The following is a 25669-nucleotide window of genomic DNA, read 5'->3' as shown; positions in this document are numbered from 1 at the left end:
AAGTCCGGCTATGCCAGCGCGACGTGGCGCTTGAGGTGGTGATCGACGTTGCCGAATTCCGAATCGAAGATCGTCAGGCGCTTGAAGTAATGGCCGACGGCATATTCGTCGGTGACACCGTTGCCGCCGTGGATCTGCACCGCCTCCTGACCGATCAGCCGCGCCGACTGGCCGACGCCGACCTTGGCCGCCGAGACCGCGCGCTTGCGCTCGCGCTCGTCGGCGCCGAGCCGCAAGGTCGCAAGGTAAGTCAGCGAAACCGCGGTTTCGTAGGCAGTATACATGTCGACCAAGCGATGCTGGATCACCTGGAAGCTGCCGATCGGCACGCCGAACTGCTTGCGCTGACGGCTGTATTCCACCGTCATCGCGTGGGCGACCTTCATCGCCCCGCAGGCCTCGGCGCACAGCGCGGCAATAGCCTCGTCGGTGACCAACTCGATCAGCGCCAGGCCTTCGCCTTCCGCCCCGATCAGCGCGTCCGCGCCGACCGCGACGTTCTCGAAATAGACTTCCGAAGCACGGCGGCCATCGACCGTCACATAGTCACGGGTGGTGACGCCGGGCGTGTCCTTGGCAAGAACGAACACCGACACGCCGCCGCGATCCCGCCGCGCGCCGCCGGTGCGGGCGGTGACGATGAGGTGGCCGGCCCAGGGCGCGCCGATGACGACTGCCTTGTGGCCATTGATGACATAGCCTGCCCCGTCCTTCTTCGCGGTGGTTTCAAGATCGGCATAGTCGAACCGGCCCTTAGGCTCGGCATAGGCGAAAGCGAAGACCGCGCTGCCCGAAACGATCGCGCCGATATGTTCCTCCTTCTGCGCGGCGGTGCCGGCGTGCTTGAGGAAGCCGCCGGCGCAAACCACGGTGGGGACAAAAGGCTCGACCACCAGGCCCTTGCCGAACTCCTCCATGATCACCATCGCGTCGACCGCGCCGCCGCCAAAGCCGCCGTCGGCTTCGCTGAAGGGCATCCCGAGGATGCCCAGTTCGGCCAGCTGCGCCCAGATCTCGGGCCGCCAGCCGGCTGGTGACGCGATCGCCTTGCGCCGGGTTTCCCAGTCATACTGCTCGCGCACCAGCCGCGAGAGGCCATCGCGCACCATGTCCTGTTCTTCGGTGAAGTTGAAGTCCACGTGTTCTCTCCCGTCCCGGCGGTTTACAGGCCGAGGATCATCTTGGCGATGATGTTGCGCTGGATCTCGTTCGATCCACCATAAATGCTGGTCTTGCGCATGTTGAAATAGGTCGCTGCGGCGTGGGTGGCATAGTCGGGGCCCACTGGGTGCGCGTTCGCGCCGTTGTCGTTCGACACGCCGCCCATATACGGCGCGCCGTAATGGCCGACCGCCTCCAGCGTCAGTTCGGTCAGGCGTTGCTGGATTTCGGTGCCCTTGATCTTGAGGATCGAGCTTTCCGGACCCGGCCCCTTGCCCGCCTGCTCGCCCGCCAGGGTGCGCAGTTCGGTGATTTCGAGCGCGGCAAGATCGATCTCGAGCTGGCTTATCTTGCGGGCGAAATCGAAGTCCGTGATCAGCGGCTCGCCATTGGCGATCTCCTTGGCGGCGATGGCCCTGAGCTTCTCGATGCCGCGCTTGGAACGGGCGACACCGGCAATCCCGGTGCGTTCGTGGGCGAGCAGGAACTTGGCGTAGGTCCAGCCCTTGTTCTCCTCGCCCACGAGGTTCTCGACCGGCACGCGCACATCGGTCAGCCAGGTCTCGTTGACCTCATAGCTGCCATCGAGCAGCTTGATCGGCTTCACTTCCACGCCCGGCGTCTTCATGTCGATGAGGATGAAGCTGATGCCTTCTTGCGGCTTGGCGGTGGGATCGGTGCGGCACAGGAAAAAGCCCCAGTCGGCGTGCTGGGCGAGCGTCGTCCAGGTCTTCTGGCCGTTGATGATGTAGTGATCGCCATCACGCACCGCGGTGGTCTTGAGGTTGGCAAGGTCCGAACCCGCGCCCGGCTCGGAATAGCCCTGGCACCACCACACCTCGCCGCTGCGGATGCCGGGCAGGTGCCTGGCCTTCTGCTCTTCCGAGCCGAAGGTGTAGATGACCGGCCCGACCATCGACACGCCGAAGGGCAAAGGCATGAAGGTGTTGGCGCGGGCGTTTTCTTCCGACCAGATGTAGCGCTGGGTCGGGGTCCAGCCAGTGCCGCCGTATTCCACGGGCCATGCCGGAACCGACCAGCCCTTCTTGCCCAGGATCTTGTGCCACGCGACCATTTGCTCGCGGGTCATGTCCTCGCGCATGCCGAAGTCGGCAAGCTCCTTCGGGTGGTTTTCGGCGATGAAAGCGCGCACCTCGTCGCGGAATGCCTGTTCTTCAGGGGTAAAATCGAGGTTCATGGCTGTGCTCTCCTCACCTGGCGCGTCTCTTGGCGAGCCTCTTGTCACGACAAAAGCCCAAGCGGCAAGGGGCAATCTGCGGCGCGCGGCTTGCGAAATCTGCAGCATATTTACCGGCGCGCGAAGGTGCCGTTACGTCAGCCCAAGCGCGCCGTAGCGGCAGGTCTCACCCCGGGTGGGTGGCGATCCATTGCTCGACCACCGGCGCAACCTTGGTGCGCCAGCGGCTGCCATTGAAGATGCCGTAATGCCCGGCGCCTTCGGCCATGTAGTAGCGCTTCATCGTCTCCGGGAGATTCGGGGTCAGCTTCAGCGCCGCGCGGGTCTGGCCGAGACCGGAAATGTCATCGCGCTCGCCCTCGATCGCCAGCAGCGCGGTGTCGGTGATCGCGGCAAGATCGACGATCTCGCCCTTGTGACGGAACTCGCCCTTGGGGATCGAGTGCTTCTGGAACACCTCCTCCACCGTCTGGAGATAGAACTCCGCCGTCATGTCGCACACCGCGCGATATTCGTCGTAGAAGGCCTTGGTCGCCTGCGCACTCGCCTCGTCGCCGACGGTGAGGTGCTTGAACATCTCGTAATGACTCATCATGTGGCTCGAGAGGTTCATGCTCATGAATGCCGAAAGCTGCATGAAGCCCGGATAGACCCGGCGGCCGGCCCCCGGATATTTGTCCGGCACGGTGGCGATCACGCTCTGGCGAAACCATTCGATCGGGCGCTGCATCGCCATGTTGTTGACGACCGTGGGGCATTCGCGGGTGTCGATAGGGCCGCCCATCATGGTCAAGGTAGCCGGGGTGGCGGGCGATTTGTGGAGATTCATCAGCGCGGTCGCGGCGAAGGCCGGAACGCTCGGCTGGCACACCGCCATCATGTGGATGCGCTGGCCGTTCGCTTCGCCGTGGACGTGCTCGGCAAAGTCGATCAGGTAGTCGATATAATCGTCGAGATCGAACTTGCCCGCGCTGAGCGGAACCATCTTGGCATCGGCCCAGTCGGTGATGAACACCTCCGCACTTTCCAGCATCCGTGCCACCGTGCCGCGCAGCAGGGTGGCGTAGTGCCCGCTCATCGGGGCGACGATCAGCAGGCGCGGGCGATCCGCCGGGGCGCCTTCGACGCGGAAGCGGACGAGATCGCCGAAGGGGCGTTTCATCACGGTCGCCTGCACCACCGCGTGTGTCTGGCCATCGATCTCGACGCTGGTGATGCCGAATTCGGGCTTGCCGTAATGCGCGGTTGCATGGGCGAAGACATCGAGCGCACTGGCGGCGAGCGGGCCCATGCCGAACGCCGCGAGCGGGTTGGCAGGGTTGGACAGCACATTGGCGCTGATCGAAGCGAGTGCGCTGGCGCTGTTCATCCAGCTGCGCTGCAGCTCGTAGGCGTGGTAGAGCATCAAGATACCTCAAGCGACGAACGTTCCGGCACCTCATCGCGCGGGCGCCTTACCTTCACAGATGCGCTTTCATGCAGCTTTGTGCAATGCACAATATCGCGCCCCGCCCCGGTCTGACGCTTGTCTGCTGCTTTTTGCACGTGAAATTCGCGTTCGCCGCGGCTAGAGCGGCGGCACGATGCACGCTGAAGCCCCTGACAATGCGCACGCGGCGCTGCCCCTCGGCAATCGCTCCGATGCAGCGAGCCCCGCGATCGAGGCTATCGCTTCGGCCGATGACACGGCCGAACCCAAGCCCCGATCGCGCTCGCTCGCGCCCTTGCGGATGGTGTTCGGCACGGCGATACAATACCCGCGCCAGATTGCCCTGGCGCTGATCGCGCTGGTCATCACCTCTGCGGCGACGCTGGCAATTCCCTATCGCTTCAAGGTGATCATCGACGAAGCCTTCACCGGCAACGCCACCGAACAGGGCATCGCCCACGCCTTCGAGTACCTGCTGATGATCGTGGTGATCCTCGGCATCGGCACGGCGATGCGGTTCTATTTCGTCAGCTGGCTTGGCGAGCGGGTGGTGGCCGACATCCGCTTGAAAGTGCAGGCCAACCTGCTGCGCCTCTCGCCCGGTTTCTACGAGGTCAACAGCCCCAAGGAAATCTCCAGCCGGATGACGAGCGACACCGCGATCATCGAGAATGTGGTGGGCACCACGGTCTCGGTCGCGCTCAGGAACACGCTGACGGGCATCGGCGGAATCGGCTTTCTGCTCTACCTCGCGCCCTCGCTGACGCTGGGCCTGCTGATCGGGATTCCGCTGGTGGTCGTCCCGATCGTCTATTTCGGGCGCAAGATCCGCGCGGTATCGCGCTCCAGCCAGGATCGCATCGCCGATGTCGGCGCCTATATCACCGAGGTGCTCTCGGCGATGAAGATCGTCCAGAGCTTTGGGCAGGAGCGCCGCGAGGCCGAGCGTTTCGCACGCGTGGTCGAGAACACCTTTGAGACCGCGCGCCGCCGCATCCTGCTGCGCGCGAGCATGACGACAGTGGTGATCCTGCTGGTGTTCGGCGGGGTGGTGCTGGTGATGTGGCGCGGCGCGCTGGCAGTGGCTGCGGGCGAGATCAGTGGCGGCACCATCGCCGCCTTTGTCCTCACCGGTGGCCTCGTGGCAGGGGCGTTGGGCGCGCTCACCGAAGTCTATGGCGATCTGCTGCGCGGCGCGGGCGCGGCAAGCCGGCTGGCCGAACTGCTTGAGGCAAAGCCCGAGATCGCCCCCCCGGCGCGGCCCGAGCGTCTGCCCCAGCCGCCGCGCGGCAGCCTCAGCTTCCGCAACGTCACCTTCCGCTATCCGGCCCGCCCCGAAGTCGCCGCGCTCAAGGACTTCACGCTCGAGATCGAGCCGGGCGAGACCGTTGCCATCGTCGGGCCTTCGGGCGCGGGCAAGAGCACCATCTTCCAGCTGGTCGAGCGGTTCTACGATCCGCAGGTTGGCACCATCCGCTTGGACGGAGTGCCGCTCACCAGCGCCGATCCCGCCGAGATCCGCGCCCGCCTCGCACTGGTGCCGCAGGACGGGGTGCTGTTCAGCGCCAATGCCCGTGACAACCTGCGCTACGGCAAGTGGGACGCCACCGACGAGGAGATCTGGCAGGCCGCCCGCGCCGCCAATGCCGAAGCCTTCCTGCGCGCGCTGCCCAACGGCCTTGATACTCATCTCGGCGAGGGCGGCACCCAGCTTTCCGGCGGGCAGCAGCAGCGCGTCGCGATCGCCCGCGCATTGCTGCGTGATGCACCGATTCTGCTGCTCGATGAAGCCACCAGCGCGCTGGATGCCGAGAGCGAGCAGCTCGTCCAGCAGGCATTGGAAGCCCTGATGAAAGACCGCACCACGCTGGTGATCGCCCACCGCCTTGCCACGGTGCGCGCGGCCGACCGGATCGTGGTGCTCGACGAGGGCCGGATCGTCGAACAGGGCACCCATGATGCGCTGATCAAGGCCGGCGGTCTCTACGCGCGTCTGGCCAGGCTCCAGTTTGCCGCCGATGCGGCGTAATCCCTCCCGGTTTTTTCGACAAATGGCCGCGCCCGGCGGACGAACCGCAACCCTTTCGCACATCCTGCGCTAGGGTGGCGCAGCGCAGTCCACCTGCAACAGCTTTTCGGGGACACCAGATATGATCACCAGAACCGCCGCCCTGCTCGGCGCCAGCCTGCTTGTCCTCGCCGCGCCTGCCTTCGCCGATGACGATGCCCACATCAGTGAGGACGGCAGCGAAATGCTGCTGGCCGAGGGCGAGACCGAAGGTTCCCCCCTGCCCACCATGAGCTTCGGCACCTGGGGCTTCGATCCGACGCTGCTCGCCACCGACATCAAGCCGGGCGACGACTTCAACGCCTATGCCAACAAGAAATGGATCGACGCCAACCCGCTGCCGGCCGAATTCAGCCGCATCGGCGCCTTTACCCTGCTCGATGAAAAGAGCACCGCGGATGTGAAGGCGATCATGGACGAGCTCGGGGCGAAGGACCCCGCCAGCCTCTCGGAAGACGAGCGGCGGATTCTCGATACTTACCGCGCCTTCCTCGATACCGATACGATAGAGGCCATGGGGCTTGCCCCGGCCCAGCCCTATCTCGATGCGATCAAGCGCGCGCGCTCGCTTGATGATCTGGCCAAGCTGTGGGCCGAGCCCGGCTTTGCCAGCCCGATCGGGGGGGCAGTCAACGTCGATGCCAAGCAGCCTGATCGCTATGTCGCCTATGTCGGCTTCGGCGGCCTCGGGATGCCGGATCGCGACTACTACCTCGACACCAGCGAGAAGGGCGCGGCGATTCGGGACGCCTACAAGGCCTATCTCGTCTTTCTGCTGACCGAAGCCGGCTACGAAGACCCGGAAACACAGGCCGCTCAGGTCTATGCCTTTGAAGAGCGCATCGCCCGCGAGGTGGCGTGGGACCGCGCGGTCAGCCGCAACCGCGATCTGACCTATAATCAGGTGTCGGCTGAAGAGATGGCGCGCATCGCAGGGCGGGTGCCGGCGCTGGCCATGCTGAGCGCCATCGGTCTCGACAAGAGCCCGACCTATATCGTGCGCCAGATGCCGCCGACCGCCGAGGAGATCGCCGCGCTCAAGCTCGACGCGGCGACCCTCGCCAAGATCGGCAGCGGCCTGCCGGGAATGTTCTCGCTGCTTGAGCAAACCCCGGTCGAAACGCTCAAGGCGTGGATGATCAAGGAGTTCCTTTCGGGCAACGCGGCGGTGCTGCCCAAGCGGTTCGACGCGGCGAGTTTCGCGTTCTACGGCAAGACCCTGCGCGGCACGCCCGAACAGCGCCCGCGCTGGAAGCGCGCGATCGACGAGGTCGAGGCGCTGCTGGGCGAGCTGGTCGGCAAGGAATATGTCGCGCGCTACTTCCCGCCCGAGAACAAGGCGGCGATGGACGAACTGGTCGCCAACCTCCGGCTCGCGCTGGCCGAATCGATCAACGAGATCACATGGATGGGCGAGCAAACCAAGGCCGAGGCCCGCGCCAAGCTGGCGAGTTTCGATCCCAAGATCGGCTATCGTCCCAATCTCGAAACCTACGAAGGCCTGGCGATTACCCGCGGCGATCCGATTGCCAACCGCATGGCGGCTGCGGCTTGGCAGCGGGCCGACAATGTCGCCAAGCTCGGCCAGCCGATCGACCGCACCGAATGGGGCATGCTGCCGCAGACGGTGAACGCCTATTACAACGCGGTGAAGAACGAGATCGTCTTCCCCGCCGGGATCCTTCAGCAGCCGTTCTTCGCGCTGACCAACGACATAGCGGTAAACTATGGTGCGATCGGCGGGGTGATCGGCCACGAGATCGGTCACGGGTTCGACGATCAGGGCTCGAAGTCCGACGCCACCGGGCGCTTGCGCAACTGGTGGACCGATGCCGACCGTGCGGCCTTCGACGCGCTGGGTGATGCGCTGGTGGCGCAGTACGACGCCTTCTGCCCGCTCGACGAGGGCAAGACCTGCGTCAACGGGCGCCTTACCCTGGGCGAGAACATCGGCGATGTCGGCGGGCTGTCGATGGCCTACCGCGCCTACAAGCTCGCGACCAAGGGCAAGCAGGTGCCGGTGATCGACGGGCTGACGGGCGATCAGCGCTTCTTCCTTGCCTGGGCGCAGGTATGGCGTTCGACCCAGCGTGAGGCGAACTACCGCACCCGCCTGCGCACCGACAGCCACAGCCCGGAGGAATACCGGGTCAACGGCGTCGTGCGGAACCTCGACGAATGGTACGAGGCCTTCGGCGTGAAGCCCGGCGATGCGTTGTACCTGCCCCCGGAAAAGCGCGTGCGCATCTGGTGAGATTTCTTGCTGGCCTTGCCCGCAGTCCGCGAGCAGCACTTCGGTGCTTTTCGCTGGCTTGGCCAAGCGCGCCGGCGGCGCGCATCCTGCGGCGCGATCGGTCCGCTGAGGCGCCATGCAGCATAGGCCCCACAAGCCCGCAGGCGTTCCTGGCGGACCTTTTGGTTTGACTTGCCGTCTTTGCTCGTCGAAGCGGTCCCCCCATGACCGACACTTTAGCCGCGATCCTGCTCGGCATCCTCGAGGGGCTGACCGAGTTCCTGCCCGTATCCTCGACCGGACACCTGATCCTCGCCACCGAATTCCTCGGCTTCAACCAGGCCGAGTGGGAAGTGTTCAACATCGCCATCCAGCCGGCCGCGATCCTCGCTATCGTGGTGCTCTACTGGCGCACCTTCTGGGGTGTGGCCAAGGGCCTGCTCGGCTTCGAGACGGGCGCGCTCGCCTTCCTGCGCAACCTGTTGGTGGCGTTCTTTCCGGCGGTGCTGCTGGGCCTTGCTTTCGGCGACATCATCGAGACGATGCTCGGCAATGCGGTGCTGGTGTGTTGGTCGCTGATTGTCGGCGGGGTGGCGATTCTGGCCGTCGAACGCTGGGCCAATCCGCCCGCCGAAGGTCCGGGCGTGGCGGGCGTGCCGCTGCGCACTGCGGCGCTGATCGGCGCAGTCCAGTGCCTCGCGATGATCCCGGGCGTCAGCCGTTCGGGTGCGACGATCCTGGGCGCGATGGCCTTCGGGGTGGATCGCAAGACGGCCGCTGAATTCAGCTTCTTCCTTGCGGTTCCGACGCTCAGCGGCGCAACCGTCTATCAGTTGGCCAAATATGGTTCCGATCTGACCGGGCGCGATTTCGAGCTGATCGCGATCGGCTCGGCGATCAGCTTCGTCACCGCGCTGGTGGTGGTCAAACTGTTCGTGACGATCATCACCCGCATCGGCTTTGCCCCCTTCGCCTGGTACCGCATCGTGATCGGTGCCGGCGGCCTGGCCTGGCTCTGGCTGCAATAGGAGCGCGCTTTTGCCGGAACCACCCGGCAGCTGGCCGGTTTGAGAGTCGGACCGGCCCGATTCTAGCGCGCCGGTATTTCGTGGAGATTGCAGAGACAATGGCGATGCTGGTGCTGATCGTGTTGGGGGCGACCATGGGCTGGCTGGCCTCGATCCTCGCCCGGACCGAAGCGCCGGGTGCGATCTTGCGCCAGATCGCGCTGGGCCTTGCGGTCTCGGTGGTTGCCGGTGGGCTGGCCAATGGCGGGACGATGATCGGCAGCCTGTCGTTCCTTGGCCTCGGCGTTGCGCTGGTATCCTGCCTCGTCGCGCTGGTGCTCTACCACGCCATCATCCGGCGCAAGGCGCGGGCCTAGACCTGCTTGGCTGCGCCCACGAGCGCCGGAAGGCTGACATCTTTGCGCCTTGGCTTTGCGCGCAAAAGCTCGGGCGGCCTTTCGGACTTGCGGGGCCTGCGGGATCGACGGGCTAAACCGGAACCGCTCCGCTGCCGCGACCGCCGCGCAGGTGATATTCCTGCGTGCCGCGGTGCAACACATTGTCGACGTCGATCACCGCCGAATTGGCATAGGTGAAGCCGGCCGGCAGGCTGCGGTAAAGTCGGTCGAAATCGCGCTCCACCGTCTGGCGGTAAAGGTCGGCGAAGCTCTCGATGACGAAATAGGTTGGTTGCAGATCGCTGATCACATAGTCGGTGCGCATCACCCGGTCGACATTGAGCATGATGCGGTTGGGGCTCTGCGCCTCGACCGCGAAGCGCGCTTCGGTCGGACCTGAAAGGATCCCCGCGCCATAGGCACGGATGCCCCCGGCTTCCTCAATCAGCCCGAATTCGACCGTGTACCAGTAGAGCGCGCCGAGCGCCTTGAGCCGGTTGTAGCGCATCGCTTTCCACCCGGCGCGGCCATATTCCTGCATGTAGTCGGCATAGACCGGATCGGTCAGCATCGGCACATGGCCGAAGACATCGTGGAACACGTCTGGCTCCTCGATATAGTCGAAGCTCTCGCGCGTGCGGATGAAGTTCCCCGCGGGAAAGCGCCGGTTGGCCAAGTGCCAGAAGAACACGTGATCAGGGATCAGCATCGGCACCGGCACCACGCTCCAGCCGGTCAGCGCGCCGAGTTCCTCCGACAAAGCACCGAATTCGGGAATGCCCCCGCGCCCCAGATCGAGCTTGTCCAGCCCGGCCATGAAGGCAGAGCACGCCCGCCCGGGCAACACCTCCATCTGACGCGCAAACAGATCGTTCCAGATGGCATGTTCCTCGGCCGAATAGTCGGCCTGCTTCGGCTCCAGCCAGTCCTCGCCTACGTGTGCCGGGCGCACCAGCGGTGCGGTAAAGACATCCGCCGTCATCTCTGGCAGGGTGGTGAAGTCGGGCTGGGGGTCTGCGAGCGTGACCATGTCGTTGCAGATGATACTACTTTCGCGCCGCCAGCACAAATGCAGGAGATGCCGGTGGGAATGAAGCGCGAGGCATACGAGGAGGCGCTGAAGCCGCTGACGCTGGAGCTGGTCAGCATGGCGCGCTGGGTCAAGGCCACGGGGGCACGGATCGTGGTGCTGTTCGAAGGGCGCGACACCGCGGGCAAGGGCGGCGCGATAAGCGCGGTGCGCGAGAAGCTCAACCCGCGCCAATGCCGCACCGTGGCGCTCTCCAAGCCGACCGAGGCGGAGATGGGGCAATGGTATTTCCAGCGCTACGTTGCCCACCTGCCGACCGCCGGGGAAATCGTGCTGTTCGACCGATCATGGTACAACCGCGCGGGTGTCGAGAAGGTGATGGGCTATGCGAGCGAACGCCAGGTCGAGGCTTTCCTGAAGGCCGTGCCGACCTTCGAGAAGCTGCTGGTGGATGACGGCATCCTGCTGTTCAAATACTGGCTTGCCGCCGATCAGGCACAGCAGGAAGCACGCCTGCGCGAACGGCTGGAGGATCCGCTCAAGCGCTGGAAACTTTCCCCGATCGATCTTGCCGCACGCGCGAAATATGACGATTACACCAAGGCGCGCGAAGCGATGCTCAAGGCCACGCACACCCAGCACGCGCCCTGGACCATCGTCGATTTCAACGACCAGCGGCGCGGCCGACTGACGCTGGTGCGCGATCTGCTCAGCCGCATTCCCGATACCCACGCCGAGCCGGACAAGATCGATTTCCCCGATCTGGGCCGCAAGCCTGCAAAGGAAAGGTACAAGGTGCTAAAGCCGATCCCCGATTGGACCGAGAGCTAAACGCTCGCGCTCGCCGCAGTCACTTGTCGGCCATCATCGGCAAAAGCTGCAAGTTCGTAGCCCGCCCCGCCCTTGCGCATCACCAGATGCAGCGGCTCGCCCGCGATAGCGGGGGAAAGGCCCCGGAACTGGAACGTGCGCAGCCGGTTCTCGCCCAGTTCGCTTGCCGCCAGTTGCAAGAGCAGGCTCGCGGTGAGCGGGCCATGCACCACCAGCCCGCGATAACGCTCCACCTCGCCTGCATAGGGCGCATCGTAGTGGATGCGGTGGGTGTTGAAGGTCAAAGCCGAGTAGCGGAACAGCAGCCGCGTATCCGGCGTGATCGCACGGTGCGCGTCCCAGCCTTGGGGCGAAAACCGGCTCTCACCCGGCGGTGGCGGGCTGAGCGGCGCATCGGGCGCGGCCGCCTCGCGGTAAACCAGCGTCTGGGTCTCGATCACCGCAACGCTGCCGTTGGCGTGGGTCACGTGCTCGACATCGACGAAGGCGAGGCGACCCGATCCGCCTTCCTTCTCGCTGACCGAGGCGACCCGGCTGGTGCGCTCCACCGCCGCTCCGATGGTGATCGGGGCGTAAAAGGCGATCTTCGAGGAAGCCCACATCCGGCGCGGCATCGGGAAGGGCGGCAGGAAGCTGTCGGGGCTGTCATCGCGCGCCGGGTGACCATCCTCGCCCAGCGCGGCGGTCGGGGCTTCGGGGGTGCAGAGCGCGAAGTGGATGCCCTGTGGCATGATCGCCGGGTGCGGGCGGGGCAGGTCGAACGTGGCGAGCCAGCGCGTCGCCAGCCCCTCGTCGAGCCGGTCCTTTGCGCGGGCCTCGCGGCCAATCCAGGCCTGGTAAACCATGGCGCTGTTCGTCACTTGGCCAGCTCGAACACTGCGGCGATGCCTTGGCCGCCGCCGATGCACATTGTTTCAAGGCCATAGCGCACGTCGCGCCGATGCATCTCGTAAGCCATGTCGGCGAGAATGCGCCCGCCGGTCGCGCCGATGGGGTGGCCAAGGCTGATGCCGGAGCCGTTGACATTGAGAATTGCGCGGCGGCTGTCGTCCGCGCTCCAGCCCCATCCCTTGAGCACCGCGAGCACCTGCGGGGCGAAGGCCTCGTTGAGCTCGACGAGGCCGATATCGTCCCACGAATATCCGCGCCGCTCGAACAGGCGTTCGACCGCAGGCACCGGGCCGATCCCCATGCGCGAAGGATCGCATCCCGCCGCCGCCCAGCCACCAAACCATAGCATCGGCTCAAGGCCCAGTTCCTCCAGCTTGTCCTCGGCCACCACCAGGCACGCGGCCGCCGCGTCGTTCTGCTGGCTGGCATTGCCGGCGGTGACGATGGCTTGCGGATCGCGCTTGAGGTCGATGGGCACGAGCTTGCCGAGCGTCTCCATCGAAGCGTCGGCGCGGTAGCCCTCGTCATGGTCGAAAACTTGCGAATCGCCCTTGCGGCTCGGAATCGTGACGGGGACGAGCTGCTCGGCGAACTTGCCTTCCGCCCAGGCCCGCGCTGCATTCTGGTGCGATCGCACCGCGTAGGCATCGGCCTCCTCGCGGGTGATGCCGTAATCCTTGGCGAGATTTTCGGCGGTCTCGATCATGCCGGTGATCACCCCGAAGCGTTCGACCGGCTGGCTCATCACCCGCCCGCGCGACAGGCGGTCATGCAGCACCATGTCCCCCATGCGCACACCACCGCGCGCGGCGAGGGTGTAGTGCTCGACGTTCGACATGGATTCCACCCCGCCCGCGACCACGACATCGGCCATCCCGGTTTCGACCATCATCGCCGCAGTCGCCACCGCCTGCACGCCCGAACCGCAGCGCCGGTCGAGCTGGAAGCCGGGCACCTCGATCGGCAGCCCCGCCGCCAGCCAGCTCCAGTGGCCGATCGCGGGCGCTTCGCCATTGCCGTAGCCTTGGGAGAAGACGACATCATCGACCCGCGCCGGATCGATCCCGCTGCGCGCGATCAGCGCCTTGAGGATAACCGCGCCGAGTTGTCCGGCGTTGAGGCTGGAAAGCCCGCCGAGAAACTTGCCCACCGGGGTGCGAAGCGGGGTGCAGATCGCGACCCTGCGGGATTCTGAGCGTCTGGTCATGTCCTGTCCTTGTCAGAGAGCGCCACCGTTCCGGCATCGACCAGCTTGCCGATCGCACCGGAAGACAGGCCGAGCTTGTCGGCCAGCACTTCCTCGGAATGCTCGCCGAGATAGGGGGCTGGTCGGGGGTCGCCGACTTCGCGGCCCGGGAAGTTGGCGAAGCTGCGGGTGGCGGGATAGGCGAAGCCGGAAGGGTTGGCGGGCGAGGGGCCGAACAGCGGGTTCTCCGCCACCAGCGCCGGGTCGGTTGCGGCCTCATGGGCGGTGCGATAGCGCTCGAAGGTGCAGCCCTCGGCGGTCATGCGCGCTTCGAGCGTGGCATAATCCATCGTCTCCGCCGCGCTCTGGAACAGCGCGAACAGCCGCGCGCGGTGCTGGAAGCGCGGGGTGTCGCCATCGGCGAAACGCACGCCGAGTTCGGCTTCCAATGCGGCCATGGGCGCGGCGATCCCAAAGGCTTTCACCAGCCCGCTCCACTGCTTGGGCGTGAGCGCGGCGACCATGAAGCGCTTGCCGTCCTTCGCGCGGAAATCGCGCCCGAACGCTCCCCAGATCGCATTGCCGAGCCGCTCACGGTCGGCCCCGCGATAGAGCATCTCCGCCATCGTCCCCGAATTGGCGAGCGTGCCGATCGCGACATCGCCGAGCGGCAGGCGCACCTCGCTGCCCTCGCCGGTGCGGCTGCGGTGGTGAAGCGCGGCGAGCATGGCGAAGGCGCCATAGGCTCCGGTGATGAAGTCCCACGCAGGCAGCACCTGGTTGACCGGCGGAGCCGTGGCCGGATCCCACTCCTCAGGCCCGCACATCAACGGGTAGCCGACCGCGGCGTTGACGGTGAAGTCCATCGCCTGGCGCCCGTCATGCCAGCCCATGATCCGCAGGGAAATCATGTCCGCGCGCCTTGCGGCCATCGCCGCATGGCTGAGGAAGCTTTGTTCGGGCAGGTTGGTGATGCACTGGCCAACCGCGCTCGCCAGTTCGACCAGCAGCTCGCGCCCCTCGGGAGATTGCAGATCGAGCGCGACCGACTTCTTGGCGCGGTTGAGATTTTCCCACGACAGGCTCCGCCCCTCGCGGGTGAGCATGTAGCGCTTGTAATCGAGCCCGCCCGCCTTGTGATCGACCCGGATCACCTCCGCCCCCAGCTGCGCGCAATAAAGGCCGGCGGTGGGCGAGGCGACGAAGCTCGAGACTTCGATGATGCTCAGATCATTGAGAAGGTTGTACATCCAATTGGAAACCTATCATGCTTGCCGCAGCAACCGGCGCGCTTGCGAGCCGTAGGCGGGAACGCGCGCCCGCAGCGATGCGACCTTCTGGTCGCATGAGCGAGGAATTCGCGCGCCGGAGGGTGTGCGGAAAATCAAGAATCTCTCCATTCGCGCAGCATATGCTTGGCGATCTGGAGTTGCAGGATCTGCGTCGTGCCTTCGTAGATGCGATAGATGCGCGCATCGCGGAAGAAGCGTTCGGCGTCGTATTCGGCCAGATACCCGGCACCGCCGTAGATCTGGACCACGCGGTCGACCACCCGGCCGCACATCTCGGAGGCAAAGACCTTGAAGGCGGCGGCCTTGACGAGGATGTTCTCGCCCGCGTCAGCGCGCGCGGTGACGTCCTTCATCATGCATTCGGCCGCGTAGATCTCGATCTCGCTGTCGGCCAGCATCTGCTGGATCAGCTGGAAATTGGCGATCGGTTCGCCGAAGGCTTTGCGCTCATTGGCATAGCGCATGGCGCTGTCCAGCGCGCGGCGAGCATAGCCGGTTGCCGCGGCACCCACGCTGATGCGGCCATTATCGAGGCTCTTCATCGCGAAGACGAAGCCCTTGCCGGTTTCCCCGCCGAGCAGCGCGTCACCCGGCACGCGCACGTCATCGAGGATGATGTCGGAAATGTGCGAGCCTGCCTGCCCCATCTTCCTGTCGGGACTGCCGCGCGTGATGCCCGGCGTGTCCATCGGCACGATGAAGGCGGACACATGGGCGTTTTTCGGCAACGCCTCCTTGCTCGTGCGCGCCATGATCAGCGCGACATCGGCGTGGGGGGCGTTGGTGATGTAGCGCTTGGTGCCGTTCAATATCCAGCCGTTGCCGTCGGGGTCAGGAACGGCGGTGGTGGCCATCGCGGCCGAATCGCTGCCCGAACCCGGCTCGGTCAGGCCGAAGCAGGCGATCTTGCCTTCGGCAATCTTCGGATACCACTCGGCCTTTTGGGCTTGCGTGGCACCGTTCTTGAGCGCGCTCGCGAACATCCCGACGTTGATCGAGAAGATCGAGCGATAGGCCGGGGCGGCATAGGCCATAATATTCACCACGCGGGCATATTGCGTCATGTTGAGCCCCGCGCCGCCGTACTCCTCGGGCACGGTCAGGCCGAACAGGCCCATTTCGCGCATTTCCGCGAGGATCTCGTCGGGGATGCGATCCTTGGCAATCACCTCCGGCTCGGCCGGGATCAGCCGCTCGCGCACGTAACGGGTCAGCTGCGCGGCGAATTGTTCAAAGGTTTCCTCGTCCATGCCGGGATTGCGGGGGCTGGACATGGTGCTGGGGGCATTCATGGCAGACACTATCCTTGCGTCGGCGCGCTGGCGCTCGGCCAAGCTGACGGATCGTTAAAGGGGCAGCGCGGTCACTGGCGGGTCGGGCCGCCGGTGTCGCCTGTCATTTCGGCAGGGGCCGATTCGGGCGGGAGGGCCTCGCGCGGCAGGCGGCGCTGGTCGAGCATTTCGGCGGCATCATCGAGCGCCTCGGCCTCGCCCGGGCTGACGCCGCCCGGCGCGTCCGCTCCCGCGCGGCCGCAGGCGACGAGCGCCGGGAGCAGCGCGAGAGCCAGCAGCACCACCGGAGCGCGGGGCACCGCCTGACGCCTATTCGCTCTTCTCTTCGGCAGCAGCAGCAGCCTGTGCGGCAACATCTGCGGCCGCCTCGGCAGCCTGTTCCGCAGTGGCCTCGGTAGCAGCCTCGGTTTCGGGGGCGTCGGTGGCGGTGGCTTCGGGGTCGGCCGCGGGTTCGTCGGTGATCGCCTCGAGCGCCTCGTCAGCCGGCATTTCGACGGTGTCGGCGGTGGCCTCGGTCGAAGCGTCGTCCGAGCTGCCGCAAGCGGCCAGCATCAGCGCGGCCAAGGCGAGGGTGCCAAAAGTGGCGCGGGTGTTCATCACTGTCTCTCCTCAATTCCCGTGACGGCGCCGGCGCATCGTCCGGCGGCAACGCGCGCAGGTTTAGCCAAGCCGGGGGGGCAAGGCCAAGCGCCAAATGGCGCCTTAACGATTATGCGCTACACTGCACGGCATGATCCACCACCGCCCCTCGCTGCGCCTCTGCCCGGCCCTGATGCTGGCCGCTCTCAACCTGCCGCTCGCCGCCGTGGCCGGCCAGAGCACCACAGCGCCCTTCACCGTGGTCGAAACAGGGCGCAGCTATGCCAGCCTGCAGGACGCGATCAACGCGATCGGCAATGCGCGGGCCACCATCCGCATCGCTCCGGGCACCTGGCGCCAGTGCGCGGTGCAGGAGCAGGGCGTGATCGTCTATGAAGCCGCCACCCCCGGCACCGCCACCCTTTCGGGCCGCGCTTGCGAGGGCAAGGCGGCGCTGGTGCTGCGCGGCACCGGCGCGGAGATCCGCGGGCTGAGCTTTAGCGGCATCAAGGTCGCCGACGGCAACGGCGCAGGGATCAGGCTCGAAAAGGGCGCGCTCAACATCGCCTATGCCCGATTCGAGAACAGCCAGCAGGGCATCCTCACCGCCGCCGATCCGGCAATCCGGGTGTTCATCACCCGCTCGACCTTCTCGGGACTGGGCACCTGCGAGAACGATGCGGGCTGCGCCCATTCGATCTATATCGGCGACATCGGTTCGCTCACCGTGCGCGAGAGCCGGTTCGAGCGCGGCACCGGCGGCCATTACCTCAAGGCGCGCGCTGCCGAGGTGGTGATCGAGGGCAACAGCTTCGACGACGCCGCCGGGCACGCCACCAACTACATGATCGACTTGCCCGCCGGAACGCGCGGCCGGATAGCCAACAACTGGTTCGTGCAGGGGCGCGACAAGGAGAACTACTCGGCCTTCATCGCTCTGGGGGCAGAGGACATCCTCCACCCCTCGGCTGGCTTGAGGATCGAGAACAACGAAGCGCGCTTCGTCCCCGGCCTCTCGCGCCAGAGCGTGTTCCTTGCCGACTGGACGGGCGAGCGCGTGGTGATGCAGGGCAACCGCCTGGCGAGCGGGATCAAGCAATACGAACGGCGCTAGGGCAGAAGATGCCCTGAGCGATCCCGTTTGGTCGCCAGATAGCGGGCATTGTGGGGATTTGCAGGCAGCTGGTGGGGCACGCGTTCGCTGACCGTGATCCCGGCGGCGGATAGCGCCGCGACCTTGGCCGGGTTGTTGGTGAGCAGCCGGATGGTGGTTGCCCCCAGCAATTCGAGCATCCTCGCCGCCACCGGAAAATCGCGCGCTTCGTCGGGCAGGCCGAGGCGCTGGTTGGCCTCGACCGTGTCGAAGCCCTGATCCTGCAAGCGATAGGCGCGCAGCTTGTTGACGAGGCCGATGCCGCGCCCCTCCTGCCGCATATAGAGCAGCACGCCCCAGCCGCCGCTATCCCGCGCCTCGTGCGCCATGGCGTGGAGCGCAGCGTCGAGCTGCGGGCCGCAATCGCATTTGAGGCTGCCGAGGATGTCGCCGGTGAGGCATTCTGAATGGAGCCGTACCAGCGGCAGACGATCGCCCGATTGCTTGCCGATGACGAGCGCGACGTGCTCGCGCAGGTCGGCGGCCGAGCGGAAGGCGATGATCTCGGCCTCCTCACAGGCAGAGACGGGCAGGCGCGCGCGGGTGACGATTTGCAGGGCGCCAGCATCGGCATAGGCGGCAAGGTCACTCGCGGCGACCGGCGCCGCCTCGCCCGCGTTCACCGGATCGACCAGGAAGGCGGGCAGGATTCCGGCAATCCGCGCCAGCTCGAGCGCCGCGGCAGCGGTCTCGCCCCAGGCGAGGCTGACCGCCTTGAACGGGCCTTTCAGCGGATTGCCGAGATCGAGCGCAGGATCGGCAATCGGCAGCGCCTCGCGCAAGGTGAAATCTTCAGCCGCGGCGATCAGCACGGGGGCGTGCGGGACAGCCGCCTCGCGCTGGTTGGCGAGCTTGAGCGTGACGGCGCGCGCGGCAGAGATGAGCATCTGCGGCGCGCTTGCCCCGCTCGCAATCGCGGTCTCGACCGGCAGCAGCACCGGCCCGCCCGCGAACGCCAGCGGCCACCCGTGGCGCAGCGCGTCGACCGCCTGCGCGGCGCGGCGTTGCGGGGATGGTCCGGGCGTCAGAGTTCGAACTCCGTGATCAGCGGCACATGATCGGAAGGCTGCTCCCACCCGCGCGCATCTTCCAGCACGCGGTGCGCGCGCGCCTGCATGGCGACTTCTGGCGAGGCCCACATATGATCGAGCCGCCGGCCTTTGTCGTTCTCCTGCCAGCCGGGATTGCGGTAGCTCCACCAGGAATAGTAGCGCTGCGGCGCGGGGATGTGCTGGCGCCCGATATCAACCCAGCCATGCGCGTCCTGGAACCGGCCCAGCGTCTCGACCTCGATCGGCGTGTGGCTGACGACCTTCAAGAGCTGCTTGTGGCTCCACACGTCGCTTTCCAAGGGCGCGATGTTGAAATCCCCGACGATCAGCGTAGGACGATCGAGCTTATCGGCCCAGCGGGTCATCCGTTCGAGGAAATCGAGCTTCTGGCCGAACTTGGGGTTCACCTCCCGATCGGGAATATCGCCGCCGGCGGGGATATAGACGTTCTCGATCACGAGATCCTTGCCCGGCACCTCGACCCCGATGTGCCGCGCCTCGCCATTGTCCTGCCAGTCGTGGCGGGCGACTTCGCGGATCGGCACGCGGGCGACCGTGGCCACGCCGTGATAGCCTTTCTGCCCGCTCACCGCCTGATAGGTGTAGCCGAGCGCCGCCAGCGCCGCGGCCGGGAACAGGTGGCTTTCGCACTTGATTTCCTGCAGGCAGAGGATGTCGGGCGCGGCTTCGACGAGCAGCTTCTCGATCAGGCCGACGCGCAGGCGGGCCGAGTTGATGTTCCAGGTGGCAACAGACAGCATCGCGGCGGACTTAGGGGACGAAGCCCCCGCTCTCAAGTAGCGGATGCGAAGGACAGCCCAAAGGCTGAACCGGCAGGGGACCAAGCACGCCCTCAAACAGCGAGGCGATAGGGCAACAAGCACGCCCTCAAACAGCGAAGCGGTAGGGCAACAAGCATGCCCTCAAACAGCGAAGCGGTAGGGCGGCAAGGACTTCTCTCCAGCCTTCACTTTATTGTCGCATTCCGCAGCGATATGAGGGGGCAGATTTCCCGGAGACATGCATGACCCGCACCATCTTCGCCGCCCTGCTGCTCGCCAGCGCCTGCGTGCCCGCATGGGCCGAGCAAGCGCCCGCCGAACCGCGGGCCAAGAATGTCATCCTGTTCATCGGCGACGGCATGGGCATCTCCACCATCACCGCGGCGCGCATCTACGAGGCCCAAAAGCGCGGGGAACCCGGCGAGGAAAACCGGCTCAGCTTCGAGACCTTCCCCAATGTCGCGCTGGTCAAGACCTATAACACCAACGCGCAGGTGCCCGATTCTGCGGGCACGGCAACCGCGATACATTCGGGCCGCAAGACCCGCATCGGCGTGCTGGGGATCGGGCCGGAAGCGGTCAAGGGCGTATGCAAGGACGCGCTGGAGCACCCGCTGCCCTTGCTGGGTGAGGAAGTGAAGGCGCGCGGCCTCGCGCTCGGGATCGTCACCACCACGCGTATCACCCACGCCACGCCGGCAAGCGTCTATGCGCGCAGTGCCGATCGCGACTGGGAGAGCGATACCAACATCCCGGCCGATCAGCAGGGGCAGGGCTGCAAGGACATCGCGCTCCAGCTGTCAGAGGCGCGCTTCGACGTGGCGCTCGGCGGCGGTTCGGCAATGTTCTACGGCAAAAAGGCGGGCGGACGGCGCGGCGATGCGGCCGCCGACCTCGCCGCCGCATGGGCCGCGAAGAACGGCGGCGTGGTGGTAAAGACCGCCGCCGAACTCGCCGCCGCGCCCATGGACAAGCCGGTGCTCGGGCTGTTCAACCCAAGCCACATGGGCTTCATGGCCGAGCGTCGGCCCGATTCCCCCGAACCGACCCTGACCGACATGACAGCGCAGGCGATCGCGCGGCTCGCGGCTGATCCCGATGGGTTCTACCTGATGGTCGAAGGCGGGCGGATCGATCATGCGCACCACGCTGGCCAGGCCGGCTACGCGCTGGAGGAGACGGTCGAGTTTGCTCGCGCGGTGCAATGGGCAATCGATCACACCGATCCGGCCGAGACGCTGATCCTCGTCACCGCCGATCACAGCCATGTCTTCACCATCGCCGGCTATCCCAGGCGCGGGAACGACATCCTTGGGCTGGTGGTGGCCCACGAAGGCAGCGGCGAGGACGGCGGCGACGGCATCACCCCGGTGCTGGCCGCCGACGGGAAGCCCTACACCACCTTGGGCTATGCCAATGGCCCGGGCGCGGTGAGCGGCGAGCGGCCCGTGCCGCAGACCGGCCTTGCCGCCCGCCAGCAATCGCTGGTGCCGACCGGCATCGAGACCCACGGCGGCGAGGATGTCGCCCTGTTCGCCACCGGCCCCGGCGCCGAGCGCGCGCACGGGGTGATCGAGCAGAACCTAGTCTATTCCATCATCCGCAAGGCCCTGGGCTGGGAAGATTAGGTTTCGCGCCGACGCTGGCGTCGTCCCCCACGAGGCGAGGCATACAAGCAGGGCCAATCGGCGGGCGAAGCCACGCCGCGAAACCGACTGGACGTGGCGCCTGCTGGCGCGCAGGCCAAGCGGGACGAACGGCCCGCGCCCGGCGCTTGCGGGCGCAAACGGATAACGCGGTTCTCGCTGAGCCAGCCGGCAATGCCAAGACCCAAACAAAAAACCCTCGACCCGGGGGCGGTGGGTCGAGGGTTCCATGGAGCGTTCGTCACGCTATGCACAAGGCGCCGGCTACTTGCGAAGGGTGGGCAACAGGGGGGAAACCGCCCTTCAGCCGCGCCTTGTTGAGAATGATTAGCCGAAAGAGGCTTTCCGTCACATGAACGGCGATAAGATTCTGTCGCCTTCATACAACCGTTCGTCGAAGCTCCGTTCACCCTGGGCGACGGGCCGAACGGCGCGGATCGCGGAAGGTGAAAGTGCTGTCGGCCACCGGCACGCCGTAGCGCTGATTCGACAGCTGCACCCGCGTGCGGTTGTTCTGGGCATCGAGTGCGACCCAGTGCGTGAGCTGCCACCCGCCAGGGGCCAGGGGCTGGCGCACGAAGATCAGATTGATCATCCCGAACTCGGGCTTCTTGGGATCGCGCACCTCGACGCTGATGACGTCGGGATTCCCGGTCTGCACCAGCTTGCCGTAACGCTTCACGTCACGCTCGGGATCGAACAGCGCGCCCAGCGGCGAATTGCCAATCGGCCAGCGTTCGACCTGGTTGACTTCGTAATCGACCACGAACAGCGACTTGCCGTTGGACACCACGAGGAAGTCGGAATCCTTGCCGTAATCGAAGCGGATCTTGCCCGGGCGCTTCAAGGTCATCACCCCGGTCATGACATTGCCCTGCCGGTCGGTCTGGGTGAAATCGGCGCGCATCGTGGTAATCGCGCGCAGGGCGGTGACGACCGCGTCGAGCTGGTCGCCCGATTGCTCTGCAAGCGGCGCCGGGGCGATGGCGGCGGGAAGCGCGGGAACGAGGCCGAGCGCCAGCGTGCCGGAACCAAGGCCGAGCAGCAGCGCACGGGCGAACATAGGGTGCTTGATCATCCCCAAGCGCCTAGGGCCGAAGGCTTGAACTGTCGATGAATTATCGCACCCGCCCGCGGGGAGGGCGGGCAATACCGCGCTTACTTGATCTTGGCTTCCTTGAACTCGACGTGCTTGCGCGCGACGGGATCATACTTGCGGAAGCTCATCTTCTCGGTGATGTTGCGCGGGTTCTTCTTGGTCACATAGAAGAAGCCGGTGCCTTCGCTCGAGACGAGGCGGATCTTGACGGTGGTGGGCTTCGCCATGGCGGTTTCCTGTCAAACGATTGGCCCACAAGACGGATCGAAGCGGGCGTCAAAAAACAAACGCGGCGCGCCCGGATGGCCCGGCACACCGCACATGCGCGGGCCATTGGGCGATTCAGGGGAAAAAGTCAAGGCGGCTCGCGGGGGCGCTACCAGTCCCCGGCGCGGGGTTTGGCGCGATTGGCTTTGACCGCGCCGCGCGCCTTCTTGACCTTGAGCCGCGCGGTCTTGCCCACCAGGTTGATCCGCGACTTGGCGCGCTTCTTGGGCGCGCGCTGGGCCTCTTCCAGCAGCGCCGCCAGCTTGGCGCGCGCGTCTTGGCGGTTGGCGTCCTGTGTCCGGTGGGCCTTGGAGGTAAGGATCAGATCGCCATTGCCCGCGAGTCTTCCGCCCGCCAGCGCCTTGAGCCGCGCGAACACCGGCACCGGCAGGCGCAGGGCGTAGATATTGACCCTAAGCTCGACTTCGGTGGCGACCTTGTTGGCGTTCTGCCCGCCCGGACCGGAACCGGCGAGAAAGCTCTCGCTGGCGAGCCTAAGCGCGCGGCTCACCAGAGGTTCGGGCGCGTCCTCATCCATCCTTCGCCCCAAGGGCGAGGAAGTCCGCCGGCAGGGGCGCACAGGCCTCGATCGGCGTCTTGCCAGGACGGGTGACAGTGAGGCTTTCGGCGTGGAGCATGGTGCGCTTCGCCCCCGCCACCGGCCCGGCGCCATAGACCGGATCGCCCAGCAGCGGCGCGCCCAGCCCCTTGAGCGCATGGACGCGCAGCTGGTGGGTGCGGCCGGTTTCTGGGCGGAAGCGGATCAGGCTGTGCGGCCCCAATTCCTGCACCAGTTCCCAATGCGACACCGCCGGCTTGCCCTTTTTCGCCGCGATCATCCGCCAGCCCTTGTCCGCCGAGCTGATCTTCGAGAGCGCCAATTCGATCGTGCCCCCGGTCCCCGGAGGGCGGCCCGCCAGAATCGCCAGATAGGTCTTGCTCACGAGCCGCTCCTCGAACGCCTTGTTGAAGCGGGCCAGCGCCTTGGGATTGCGCGCCAGCAGCAGGCAGCCGCTTGTGTCGGTATCGAGCCGGTGGACCGCCACCGGACGACGCTGGAAGCCGAGTTTCAGCCGATCGAGATGATCATCGAGGCACGGCCCGCCCTTGCGTGGGCGATCGACCGGCAAGCCGGCAGGCTTGTCGATCACCAGCGCCTCGCCGTCTTCGTAGAGGATCGGGATGGTCATATCAGCTCCGCCCGCATCATCCCGCGCAGGGCATTGCCAAGCCAGAAGCCGCGTTCGAGATCATCGAGGGTGAGATTCGCCTCGCGCGCACGGCCCCCGGTGATGAGGTGTTCGCGCAGCACGCCGGGCAAGAGGCCGAGGCGCGCGGGCGGGGTGAGCAGCACGCCCTCGGGGCCGTCGACGAGGACGTTGGTCCAGCTGCCTTCGGTGACGAGGCCATCAGCGCGCACCAGCACCGCCTCGGCCGCGCCGCAGGAGCGGGCCGCTTCCAGCGCGTCCTCGTAGAAGCCGCGGTCGGAGGTCTTGTGCATCAGCCGCCAGTCGGAAGGGTCGAGCGGATGGGGCAAAGCGACGACCTTCACCGGCGCGGGCGGCGGTGCGGGCAGCGGCCCGGTCTCCAATGCGCTCGCACCCGAGCGCGACACCACCAGCCGCACTCTGGCGGGAGCCTCCAGCTCGAAGCACAGCGCCTGGATCTGGTTGCGCATGGCATGGCGATCGAAGGCGAAGCCGAGCGCGGCGGCGCTGGCCTTCATCCGCGCGAGGTGCAATTCGAGCAGTGCGATGCCGCTTTCTGGCTCGAACCGCATGGTTTCGATCAGATCGCATTGCGGCGCCGTCAACCCCGGCACGGCGCGGCGGACGAAGCCGGCTTTGACCTCGCATTCGCGCCGCTCGGCCATCGCCTCGCTATCGGCGACGATCGCCGAGCCGATACCGAGCACCGCCAAGCCCTGCCCGTTCTCGATCGGGGTCAGGCGCAAGGTGCGGATCGCGACATTGAACGCCGCATCCCCGCTGGCATCGATCCGCCCAATCGCGCCGCAATAGGGCCCGCGCGCATCGCGCTCCGCCTGCGCGAGCAGCTCGATCGCCCGGATCTTGGGCGCGCCGGTGATCGAGCCGCAGGGGAACAGCGCCCGCACCAGTTCCATTGCGCCCTTGCCGGGGCTGAGCCGCGCACGCACGGTCGAAACCATTTGGTGCAGCGTCGGGTAGCTTTCGACCGCGAAGGGCGCATCGACGCGCACGCTCCCCGCTTCGGCCACGCGCGACAGATCGTTGCGCATCAGATCGACGATCATCAGGTTTTCGGCGCGGTCCTTGACCGAGGTGGCGAGGTCCTCCGCCATCGCCCGATCGGCTGCGGGATCGGCCATACGCGGACGGGTGCCCTTCATCGGCTTGACCTTGGCCTCGGCGCCGCCGAGCGCAACGAACAGCTCGGGCGAGAAGCTGAGGAGCCAGTGCGAACCATCGAAGATCAGCCCGCCATAGCTCGCCGCCGCCGCCGCGCGCAGCGCCGCATAAAGCCCCACCGGATCGCCGCGAAACGCGCCCGCCAGCGGGTAGGTGAGGTTGGCCTGGTAGATATCGCCCGCGCGGATCGCCTCGGTGAGGGCGGCGAAGGCCGCAGCATAACCGCCGGGGGAGAGCTGCGGTTCGAGCGGCCCGATCGTGCCGGGGCCGGAGGCGCGGGCATCAAGAAAGGCAGGCACTTCGGCCGCTGCGATGCGTCTCGGCGCGCCGAACAGGCCGAGCCACACCAGCGGGCCGGCCGCGCCGCTGCGCTGGGCGGCCAGCGGAGCAAGCCGGGGTTCGAGCGCAAGGCCGGCCTCGTAGGCGACATAGCCCGCCAGCGCCCCGCCACCCGCCTGTCGCGCCGCCTCGGCAGCGGCGAGCGCGGCTTCGACCTCGCCCGCCCGGTGCGCGACAAACAGGGCCTCAGGGGCCTCGTAAAGCAGGGCATCGGCCGCGCCTTCCCCGGCGCGGGCATCATCGAGCAGGACAAATGGCGTTGGCTGACCCATCGCTTGAGCCTTGGCCGAAACCTGCGCCCCTGTCGAGAACTTGACCGCTTCTCCGGTCACCTGCACATCGGAGC

24 protein-coding genes are annotated in these 25669 nt (G+C 66.4%); 7 read left to right on the top strand and 17 right to left on the bottom strand.

Annotation, left to right across the window (positions count from 1 at the left end):
- Nucleotides 1–8: 8 nt before the first annotated feature.
- The 3 genes from BZF61_RS11315 to BZF61_RS11305 all read right to left on the bottom strand — a co-directional run bounded on the left by BZF61_RS11315 (nt 9) and on the right by BZF61_RS11305 (nt 3764).
- A complete protein-coding gene (locus tag BZF61_RS11315; protein ID WP_086619329.1) occupies nt 9–1139 on the bottom strand; it encodes an acyl-CoA dehydrogenase family protein in 1131 nt (376 codons plus the stop codon).
- Nucleotides 1140–1162: 23 nt separating this feature from the next.
- Nucleotides 1163–2359, bottom strand: coding sequence for an acyl-CoA dehydrogenase family protein (locus tag BZF61_RS11310; RefSeq protein ID WP_086619327.1), 1197 nt, complete (start codon nt 2357–2359; stop codon nt 1163–1165).
- Between the two features lie 166 nt (nt 2360–2525).
- Nucleotides 2526–3764 (bottom strand): polyhydroxyalkanoate depolymerase, encoded by a 1239-nt coding sequence (locus BZF61_RS11305; protein ID WP_086619326.1) that lies wholly within the window; start codon nt 3762–3764, stop codon nt 2526–2528.
- A gap of 178 nt (nt 3765–3942) precedes the next feature.
- Here BZF61_RS11305 and BZF61_RS11300 point away from each other — a divergent pair, with 178 nt between their 5' ends.
- The 4 genes from BZF61_RS11300 (at nt 3943) to BZF61_RS11285 (ending at nt 9473) form a co-directional block, all read left to right on the top strand.
- Nucleotides 3943–5817 carry an ABC transporter transmembrane domain-containing protein gene (locus BZF61_RS11300; protein WP_281251531.1) on the top strand — a complete coding sequence of 625 codons (1875 nt, stop codon included), beginning with the start codon at nt 3943–3945 and terminating at the stop codon, nt 5815–5817.
- 121 nt (nt 5818–5938) lie between these two features.
- The gene (locus BZF61_RS11295; protein WP_086619324.1) at nt 5939–8110 is read left to right on the top strand and encodes a M13 family metallopeptidase; all 2172 of its coding nucleotides are present in this window, start codon (nt 5939–5941) and stop codon (nt 8108–8110) included.
- Nucleotides 8111–8313: 203 nt separating this feature from the next.
- The gene (locus BZF61_RS11290; RefSeq protein ID WP_086619322.1) at nt 8314–9117 is read left to right on the top strand and encodes an undecaprenyl-diphosphate phosphatase; all 804 of its coding nucleotides are present in this window, start codon (nt 8314–8316) and stop codon (nt 9115–9117) included.
- An 80-nt stretch (nt 9118–9197) separates the two neighbouring features.
- On the top strand, nt 9198–9473 hold the full coding sequence (locus BZF61_RS11285) for a hypothetical protein (protein WP_245804600.1): 276 nt from the start codon (nt 9198–9200) through the stop codon (nt 9471–9473).
- 112 nt (nt 9474–9585) lie between these two features.
- Here the strand turns inward: BZF61_RS11285 and phhA are convergent, their stop codons facing one another.
- Nucleotides 9586–10476: a phenylalanine 4-monooxygenase gene (gene phhA, locus BZF61_RS11280; protein ID WP_086619374.1), complete on the bottom strand. Its 891-nt coding sequence runs from the start codon at nt 10474–10476 to the stop codon at nt 9586–9588.
- A gap of 108 nt (nt 10477–10584) precedes the next feature.
- Here phhA and ppk2 point away from each other — a divergent pair, with 108 nt between their 5' ends.
- Nucleotides 10585–11355, top strand: coding sequence for a polyphosphate kinase 2 (gene ppk2 / locus BZF61_RS11275; RefSeq protein WP_245804599.1), 771 nt, complete (start codon nt 10585–10587; stop codon nt 11353–11355).
- Here the strand turns inward: ppk2 and BZF61_RS11270 are convergent.
- The 6 genes from BZF61_RS11270 to BZF61_RS11245 form a co-directional block, all read right to left on the bottom strand.
- On the bottom strand, nt 11352–12200 hold the full coding sequence (locus tag BZF61_RS11270) for an HTD2 family dehydratase (protein ID WP_086619372.1): 849 nt from the start codon (nt 12198–12200) through the stop codon (nt 11352–11354). The genes ppk2 and BZF61_RS11270 overlap by 4 nt on opposite strands.
- 11 nt (nt 12201–12211) lie before the next feature.
- Nucleotides 12212–13453, bottom strand: a complete 1242-nt coding sequence (locus BZF61_RS11265; RefSeq protein ID WP_086619318.1) for an acetyl-CoA C-acetyltransferase — start codon at nt 13451–13453, stop codon at nt 12212–12214.
- Nucleotides 13450–14682 (bottom strand): CoA transferase, encoded by a 1233-nt coding sequence (locus BZF61_RS11260; RefSeq protein WP_086619317.1) that lies wholly within the window; start codon nt 14680–14682, stop codon nt 13450–13452. Before BZF61_RS11260 ends, BZF61_RS11265 begins: the two co-directional genes overlap by 4 nt.
- A gap of 134 nt (nt 14683–14816) precedes the next feature.
- Nucleotides 14817–16016, bottom strand: a complete 1200-nt coding sequence (locus BZF61_RS11255; RefSeq protein WP_086619315.1) for an acyl-CoA dehydrogenase family protein — start codon at nt 16014–16016, stop codon at nt 14817–14819.
- Between the two features lie 71 nt (nt 16017–16087).
- Entirely contained in the window at nt 16088–16315 is a 228-nt protein-coding gene (locus BZF61_RS11250) for a hypothetical protein (protein WP_245804598.1), read from the bottom strand.
- A gap of 10 nt (nt 16316–16325) precedes the next feature.
- Entirely contained in the window at nt 16326–16613 is a 288-nt protein-coding gene (locus BZF61_RS11245) for a hypothetical protein (RefSeq protein WP_086619312.1), read from the bottom strand.
- A 133-nt stretch (nt 16614–16746) separates the two neighbouring features.
- On the opposite strand from BZF61_RS11245, the gene BZF61_RS11240 reads away from it, so the two are divergent.
- A complete protein-coding gene (locus BZF61_RS11240; RefSeq protein WP_169711959.1) occupies nt 16747–17709 on the top strand; it encodes a right-handed parallel beta-helix repeat-containing protein in 963 nt (320 codons plus the stop codon).
- Here BZF61_RS11240 and ribA read toward each other — a convergent pair.
- Both ribA and BZF61_RS11230 read right to left on the bottom strand, forming a co-directional pair.
- Nucleotides 17706–18776 carry a GTP cyclohydrolase II gene (ribA, locus tag BZF61_RS11235; RefSeq protein WP_245804605.1) on the bottom strand — a complete coding sequence of 357 codons (1071 nt, stop codon included), beginning with the start codon at nt 18774–18776 and terminating at the stop codon, nt 17706–17708. The two genes, BZF61_RS11240 and ribA, sit on opposite strands and share 4 nt — an antisense overlap.
- Nucleotides 18773–19561 carry an exodeoxyribonuclease III gene (locus tag BZF61_RS11230; protein ID WP_086619369.1) on the bottom strand — a complete coding sequence of 263 codons (789 nt, stop codon included), beginning with the start codon at nt 19559–19561 and terminating at the stop codon, nt 18773–18775. Before BZF61_RS11230 ends, ribA begins: the two co-directional genes overlap by 4 nt.
- Before the next feature lie 263 nt (nt 19562–19824).
- Between BZF61_RS11230 and BZF61_RS11225 the strand changes: the two genes are divergently transcribed.
- Entirely contained in the window at nt 19825–21210 is a 1386-nt protein-coding gene (locus BZF61_RS11225; protein WP_086619309.1) for an alkaline phosphatase, read from the top strand.
- Between the two features lie 424 nt (nt 21211–21634).
- Here BZF61_RS11225 and BZF61_RS11220 read toward each other — a convergent pair whose 3' ends face one another.
- From BZF61_RS11220 to pabB, 5 genes are all read right to left on the bottom strand, one after another.
- Nucleotides 21635–22306, bottom strand: a complete 672-nt coding sequence (locus BZF61_RS11220; RefSeq protein WP_245804597.1) for a LolA family protein — start codon at nt 22304–22306, stop codon at nt 21635–21637.
- Between the two features lie 80 nt (nt 22307–22386).
- Complete coding sequence (rpmG, locus tag BZF61_RS11215; RefSeq protein ID WP_017664380.1) at nt 22387–22554, bottom strand: 50S ribosomal protein L33; 168 nt, start codon at nt 22552–22554, stop codon at nt 22387–22389.
- 149 nt (nt 22555–22703) lie between these two features.
- Nucleotides 22704–23132: an alternative ribosome rescue aminoacyl-tRNA hydrolase ArfB gene (gene arfB / locus BZF61_RS11210; RefSeq protein WP_086619308.1), complete on the bottom strand. Its 429-nt coding sequence runs from the start codon at nt 23130–23132 to the stop codon at nt 22704–22706.
- Nucleotides 23125–23784: an RluA family pseudouridine synthase gene (locus BZF61_RS11205; RefSeq protein WP_086619306.1), complete on the bottom strand. Its 660-nt coding sequence runs from the start codon at nt 23782–23784 to the stop codon at nt 23125–23127. The genes arfB and BZF61_RS11205 overlap by 8 nt, the downstream gene beginning before the upstream one ends.
- Complete coding sequence (gene pabB, locus BZF61_RS11200) at nt 23781–25595, bottom strand: aminodeoxychorismate synthase component I (RefSeq protein WP_086619366.1); 1815 nt, start codon at nt 25593–25595, stop codon at nt 23781–23783. The genes BZF61_RS11205 and pabB overlap by 4 nt, the downstream gene beginning before the upstream one ends.
- Between the last annotated feature and the right edge of the window lie 74 nt (nt 25596–25669).

This window comes from Erythrobacter tepidarius (genome assembly GCF_002155695.1).
GTDB lineage: Bacteria > Pseudomonadota > Alphaproteobacteria > Sphingomonadales > Sphingomonadaceae > Erythrobacter > Erythrobacter tepidarius.
This window is presented reverse-complemented; position numbering and strand designations above follow the sequence as displayed.